This window comes from Hymenobacter terrenus (assembly GCF_000972495.1).
Lineage (GTDB): Bacteria > Bacteroidota > Bacteroidia > Cytophagales > Hymenobacteraceae > Hymenobacter > Hymenobacter terrenus.
The window spans coordinates 121,282-127,788 of sequence record NZ_LATM01000015.1; the positions used below are offsets into that span (position 1 = coordinate 121,282).

The window sequence follows — 6,507 nt, forward strand, 5'->3', positions numbered from 1 at the left end:
CAGGGTAGTAATCTGGCTAATAATGGCGTTATTTTGCTTGATGATGAGATATCGTTTATTAACTCTTCCGCTGGCATTATTGCTGGCCTGCTCAGCCGAGCGCCCGGTTACGTCCACTTCGCATGGCTTCGAGGAGGCACTGGCCACCCCGCTTCCCAAAGCCGCCGCACCCCGCCTGGCCAATTATGCCATGGTAGTATCGGCCCACTCCGAAGCCTCTAAAGTAGGCACTTTGATACTTCAACGCGGCGGCAACGCCTATGATGCGGCCGTGGCCGTGCAATTTGCGCTGGCGGTGGTGCTGCCCGTAGCCGGCAATATTGGCGGTGGAGGCTTCCTGCTCTACCGTGACCGCAACGGCTCGGCCGGCAGCCTGGACTTCCGCGAAACCGCGCCCGCCGACGCCACCCGCGACATGTATCTCGACAAGCAGGGCAACGTGGTAGCTGGCCTGAGCACCGCCGGCCCGCTGGCCGTGGGCACGCCTGGCACCGTAGCCGGCATGGTCACGCTGCACAAGCAGCTGGGCAAGCTCTCGTGGCCCGCCCTGGTGCAGCCGGCGGTGGCGCTGGCAGCCAAAGGCTTCCCGCTCACTGAAAAAGAAGCCGCCGGCCTCAACCGCGCCCGCGCTGATTTTCAAAAATATAACCCTGGTAACTCGCCGGCATACCTCCGCCCCGGTGGTGGCGACTGGCAGACCGGCGACACCCTGCGCCTGCCCGAACTAGCCCGCACCCTCGCCCGCGTGCGCGACCAGGGCCGGGCGGGCTTCTACAAAGGCGAAACCGCCCGCCTGCTGCTAGCCGAAATGAAGCGCGGCGGCGGCCTCATCAGCCAGGCCGACCTCGACGGCTATCGGGCCAAGTGGCGCGAACCGCTGCGCGGCCACTACCGCAATTACGACGTCATCACGATGCCGCCCCCCAGCAGTGGCGGCGTGGCCCTGCTACAAATACTGCAAATGCTGGAGCCCGTGAACCTGGCCCAGACCGGCTACCACACGCCCCTGGCCGTGCACTACATCACCGAAGCTGAGCGCCGCGTATACGCCGACCGCGCTACCTACCTCGGCGACCCCGATTTTGGCCACGTGCCGGTGCAAAAGCTGCTTGATGTGGAATACAACCGCCAACGCGCAGGCTCCTTCCGCCCGCGTGGCCGGGCCACACCCAGCACGGAAGTAACCGCTGGGGCCAAGCTGCCCGGCTACGAGAGCAACGAAACCACCCACTACAGCATCGTAGACGCCCTGGGCAATGCCGTGAGCTGCACTACCACCCTCAACGGCGCCTACGGCAGTAAGGTGGTAGTCCCAGGCGCGGGCTTTCTACTCAATAATGAGATGGATGACTTCAGCGTCAAGGCCGGGGTACCCAACTCGTATGGCCTGGTGGGCGGCACGGCCAATGCCATTGCGCCCGGCAAGCGCATGCTCAGCAGCATGACGCCCACCATCCTCACCCGCAACGGCAAGGTAGCGCTCGTGGTGGGCTCGCCGGGCGGCAGTACTATTATTACCAGTGTTTTGCAGGCTATCCTGGGAGTGGTTGACTATGGCTTCAATGCCCAGCAGGCCGTAACCGCGCCACGCCTCCATCACCAATGGCTGCCCGATGTCATCGACGTGGAAGCCGGTGCCCTGCTACCTGCGGCTCAGGATACGCTGCGCGCCCGGGGCTACCACCTCAACCCTCGCCTGCCCTGGGGTCGCCTTGACATCATCCACGTGCAGCCTGAAGGCAAGCTGGAAGGCGGCGCCGACCCTCGCGGTGACGACGCGGCGGTTGGGTATTAGCGCGGGACTCAGGGGAGAAACTGAACAACCAGTATAACGCATAGCTAGATAATCTTTTTTAGTGGATAATTCACGAAAAAGAAGGAAGCCCGAATGGGACGGTCCAACTGAACGTCTCATTCGGGCTTTGCCTGTATAGAACAACCTCTGGGGTTTGTTCGCAATAATCCGCGATTTGCTAGCTAACCGAATAGCTTGTAACGGTTGGGGCGGCGGCGAGGTGGCGCAGGTTGCCGGCGGCGGCGATTAGTTTCTGGCTGATTTCGCGGGCTTTGTCGCCTTCGCCGCTGAAGTTGTGCACCGTTAGGGCTGACTGGGCGGTCAGTTCGCCGAGGTTTTGAAACGCAACGGACATGCCGGCGGCGTTGTTGTTATTGATGTGAGTGCGAAGCGTTTCCAACTCCTGCACGATGGGTCGCAGCGCCGGCTGGTTAACGGAGCGCAGGTGCTGAATCCAGTTGTCAATCTGGGTGTGGCCCGCGCTGGGGTCCATCTGGAAGCCGTTGCCGATGGCGGCAAACAAAGTTTGGATGCTGGCTTCTACTTCGGAAATAAAGCTCATGAGGAGAATTGGAGGAAATTAAAAATGGTGGGCCCGACCAAGCGGCCGGGCCGCCAAGCCCGGACTTGTGGCCACGAAGGTACGCAGCCAACCAAGCAAAAAGCCAATCCTGCGAGGCCTTTGCCCACCAGCAGCGGCCGCAACGCCAAGCGCCCGCTACCCGCCTTTTTTAACCAGCTAACGTCGTGCTGGCCGCGAGGAGTGCTTCGCCAAGCCGGCGCAGCTTGCTGCTGATTTCTTCGTCGAGGTCGGCCTCAGCAGCTTTGGTGGTGAGTTGGCCCAGGCTGTGGAGCGAGTGGCTGATATTAGCGATGTCGCCATGGCTGATGTAGTTTTTCAGATTGGTCATTTCTACCAGCATAGCACCTTGGGCACCAGTGCCATTGCCATCGAGGAGGCGCATCCAGCTATCGAGCTGACTGGCAGCGGGAGCAGCGGTTAAATCACCTTTCACGGCATTGATGGCCTCGTCGAGGGCCGGGCCCGCAGAGGCCGGATTGAATCTGGACATAATAAAACAGTTGGGTGGAAGAACTCTCGACTTTACTGAGGCTAATAGGGAAAGGTTGGGGCAAACGGCCTATTAACATGCTAATAAGGCAACAGTTAACATCAGTCCAGCACTGGTTCACAGCTTATTTTGACCATAATATAGACACGCAAAAAGCCTGCTGAGCATAGCCTCGCCTCAGAAGGAAACCCAAACAAAAAAGACTGCCAACCCAAGGATTGACAGTCTTTTCGAACGTGCTTTTTGCTGTAGAGAAGCCGTCCTTGGCATCTCTGCCTGGCTTCGTTAGCCGCGCAGCTGGCTGGCCGCCGAGCTGAGGGTCTGGCCTAGCTCGCGGAGCTTGTCCTGGGCATCGGGCGTAGCTGAGGCAGCAGCCTTCGTGGTGTGCTCGCCGAGTGTGCTCAGGCTCTGAGCCAGCACTCCCGAATCGGTCGCGCCACTGCGGAGGACATCATGCAGGTTCTGCAGTTCCGCGCTGATGCCGGCCAGCTGCGTGTTGCCTTGTAGGGTCTTAATCCAGCCGGCAATATTTTCGCCGGCCACGCCAGCGGCGTTGCTCAGGCCGCCTTGCAGCGCCCCAAGCGTGATGTCGAGCTGACTATTGCCCTGGCTACCCTGTGATTGCGGATTACTCATCGTATTTGAGGTTAAAATGTGGAACGATGCCTTACAAACCTGCTCCCTCCCGACTTGTTAACTCTCATTCGTACAATATTTTGGCCTTTCAAGAAAAAGCGTGTCGGGCTAAACTTTAGCAGTATCCAGTGGTTAGGCAGCGCCTCGCTTACTCCTCGCCGGGGTGCAGCTCCTGCACATCGGGGTGGTTGTAGTTGACCACGATGACCGAAAAAGGGTGCGGCTCGCCCTCGCGCTTTTCGATGCGGATGGTGCCCGCGTCGCGCAGCTTATTCAGGAGGTCGCGGCGCTCGTAGTCGGGCAATTCGGGCAATTCGTCGGTGAGCAGACGCATAAATGGGCCCAGCCATAGCTCGGGCACACGACGCTGCTGCTTGGCCTCCAGCTTCTGGAACTCCTGTAGAATGAAGGCCAGCGTGCGGCGCTCCAGGTCGCGGGCGAGGCGGCGAGCGGGCGCGAAATCAGGCACTTCCTCAGCCGGGCGCGGGGCGGGGCGGCCGGCCGGCAGGAAGGGCCGCACCCCATTTCCTGCCACTACGGTGCCGGGCGGAAGCATCCTGGTGGTATCAGAGTCGGTAGCGGCGCGGACGGCCAGCGCGGCGGCCGATGGCACGCCCGGCAGGCCTTGCTCGCGCAGGCGGCGGCCTTCCTCCACGGTGCGCAGGCGGTCGGTGCGGCGTTTTTCGAGCTGCTCTACCCGTTCGGGCGCCAGCAGGTCGCGGGCATCGAGGAAATGGTCGGCGCCGATATTCTGAAGCAAGTCGCCGGATACCGACTCGCGAAAACCGGCCACCAACACCTGCCGGGCTTGCCGGCGCAGGTGTTGCAGCACGGGGATGTAGTCGCGGTCGCCGGCCACCAGCACGAAAGTACCAATGTCGGGCCGGGTGTACATCACCTCCAGCGCATCGATGCAGAGCTGCATGTCGGCGGCGTTCTTATGGTCGGTACCCAGCACGTTGCGGGTGCTCACGCCCATCAGATAAAGAGCGCCTTGCGGAGCCGTGGCCAAGCGCTCGAAATCGGCGTAAGCGTAGCTGATAAGGGAATCCAGGCCCTTTTTGCTTAACTCTTCGCGGAGCGAGCGGATGATGTCCAGCACATAGTCGTTGAGGTCGGGCGGGTCTTGGAAATGATTTTTGAGAAAGTAGTAAACATTCTCAAAGTCAATAAAAACGGCAGCGTAGGAGGATGGTGAGGATTTGGGCGTCATAGAACAAAGGTATTATTTCCCACAGTTGGAAAATTATCCCAAAATGAGTTTATGAGCTACACCGACCAACCAGCATTGCTCAACAAAGGAATGTTCTACGGGTATGTCGCACTTCGTGCCTAAACTGGCGCCGGCCGTAGCTTGCTTCCGTCAGACGCTCTTGCCTTTAATTACAGTAAATTCTCGCTTTTCCATTCTGATAAGCGGTTGTCTAGTGAAAGGTATGCAGCGCGGCCGGGGCACGTGAGACGCCCTCTACGAAGCGAAACCGGTCGACTTAATGCGCAAAGCCCAAAGAGAGGAAACCTGATGACTTTGTAATAGCCTCAGAGCTGTTCCCGACTTGAGAGCAACCGACACAGAGTGTTGCTGCTCAAACGTCGATGTGTCAACTCTTGAGGCACCGAAGCTGCGCGCATTCGCAACGCGCAAGGGCGTGGTCTGCGCATGGCATCCTCGAAGCTTCGGCCGGCACGCACACCTTGGAGTTGGGCTCGATGACCGGCATCAGCCGGTACCGCCGGGCGTGCACGTGACGGAAACCGGCGAGCAGCACCAGTGGCTGATTAGAATAAAATAACGTTATTAACCCGCATGCTGCCTTTCGATACTGACCGCCTCCATTTTCGCCCCTTCGTCGAAGCCGATGTTGCAGGCATGTTTAAGCTCGATTCGGACCCCGCCGTGCACCGCTACCTCGGCGGGCACCTGCTAACCGACCCCGCTCAGAGTCTGGAAATGATTCATTTCATTCAGGCGCAGTATAGGGCTACTGGCATTGGGCGATGGGCCGTGCTACTGCGCGCCACCGGCGAGTTTATGGGCTGGGCAGGCCTGAAGCTGGTGTCGGGCCCCGTAAACGGTCAGCACAATTTCTACGACCTTGGCTACCGCTTCAGCCCGCGCTACTGGGGACAAGGCTATGGCAACGAGGCGGCTCGGGCGTGGCTCGATTATGGATTTCAGATAATGGGCCTGCTGCGCATTTGCGCCTATGCCGACATTGACAATGTAGCCTCACGTCGGATTCTGGAAAAAATAGGCTTGCAGCTGGGTAATGAGTTTATCGAGGACGGCGTGCGCTGCGTGTGGTACGAGGCAGATAAACCTCATTAGCAGTAAGTAGAACTCATTGTGGCGGCGCTTTGGCTTTGATGGAATCCTTAAGCGGGGGTTGGCGAACGGCCAATGTTGCCAGCACCTGCACTCCTATCACCCAGCCCACGGCACTGGCCCAGCCGGCCAGTACGTCGGAGGGATAATGCACGCCGAGGTACAGGCGTGCCCAGCCCACATTGAGGGCGAATACGGGCCCCAACGGGCGGGCCAGCCAGTAGGCCCGATGCTGCCACAGCAAAAACCCAACGGCCGTAGCCACCGCGGCAGTGTCCATGGCGTGCCCACTGGGAAAACTATACGTGGTTTCCGGGTGAATGCTTGCCCATAGTTCCGGGCGGGGCCGCGCCACTAAGAACTTGATTACCTGAGTCAGTAGCATCGACCCACCTACCGAAAGCACGAAAGCCAGCGCCTGGGAACGGGCAACAAGGGCGCCAGTAGTGCCCAATGGTCATTGGTGAGCAGCGTATGGTTGGCATCCATTCTGAAAGTAAGCCTGTTAAGACTCCTAGCTTGCCAACGTTATTGAGAACACGCCCTAAGCCAGTGAGGCCCGTTTAACTCCAACAGTGAACCCTTCGAAGAATCCACTGTATATGAAGCAAAAGCCTTACTAAGCATTATATTGTAAGACTCTCTCGTCCTGAAATAAGTTGACCGTTGTCCGATCC

General features: G+C 59.3%; 7 protein-coding genes. 2 read left to right on the forward strand and 5 right to left on the reverse strand.

Annotated elements, in window-relative coordinates; genetic code table 11:
* Positions 1–43 precede the first annotated feature (43 nt).
* The gene (gene ggt, locus WX88_RS17330; protein ID WP_052732811.1) at positions 44–1,795 is read left to right on the forward strand and encodes a gamma-glutamyltransferase; all 1,752 of its coding nucleotides are present in this window, start codon (positions 44–46) and stop codon (positions 1,793–1,795) included.
* A 178-nt stretch (positions 1,796–1,973) separates the two neighbouring features.
* Here the strand turns inward: ggt and WX88_RS17335 are convergent, their stop codons facing one another.
* From WX88_RS17335 to WX88_RS17350, 4 genes are all read right to left on the reverse strand, one after another.
* On the reverse strand, positions 1,974–2,357 hold the full coding sequence (locus WX88_RS17335; protein WP_046245646.1) for a hypothetical protein: 384 nt from the start codon (positions 2,355–2,357) through the stop codon (positions 1,974–1,976).
* Between the two features lie 169 nt (positions 2,358–2,526).
* On the reverse strand, positions 2,527–2,868 hold the full coding sequence (locus WX88_RS17340; protein WP_046245647.1) for a hypothetical protein: 342 nt from the start codon (positions 2,866–2,868) through the stop codon (positions 2,527–2,529).
* A 285-nt stretch (positions 2,869–3,153) separates the two neighbouring features.
* The gene (locus tag WX88_RS17345) at positions 3,154–3,504 is read right to left on the reverse strand and encodes a hypothetical protein (protein WP_046245648.1); all 351 of its coding nucleotides are present in this window, start codon (positions 3,502–3,504) and stop codon (positions 3,154–3,156) included.
* A 148-nt stretch (positions 3,505–3,652) separates the two neighbouring features.
* Positions 3,653–4,717, reverse strand: a complete 1,065-nt coding sequence (locus WX88_RS17350) for an NYN domain-containing protein (RefSeq protein WP_046245649.1) — start codon at positions 4,715–4,717, stop codon at positions 3,653–3,655.
* A 594-nt stretch (positions 4,718–5,311) separates the two neighbouring features.
* Here WX88_RS17350 and WX88_RS17355 point away from each other — a divergent pair.
* A complete protein-coding gene (locus WX88_RS17355; RefSeq protein WP_046245650.1) occupies positions 5,312–5,833 on the forward strand; it encodes a GNAT family N-acetyltransferase in 522 nt (173 codons plus the stop codon).
* Between the two features lie 13 nt (positions 5,834–5,846).
* Here the strand turns inward: WX88_RS17355 and WX88_RS17360 are convergent, their stop codons facing one another.
* Entirely contained in the window at positions 5,847–6,236 is a 390-nt protein-coding gene (locus WX88_RS17360; protein WP_262489847.1) for a phosphatase PAP2 family protein, read from the reverse strand.
* Positions 6,237–6,507: the final 271 nt, after the last annotated feature.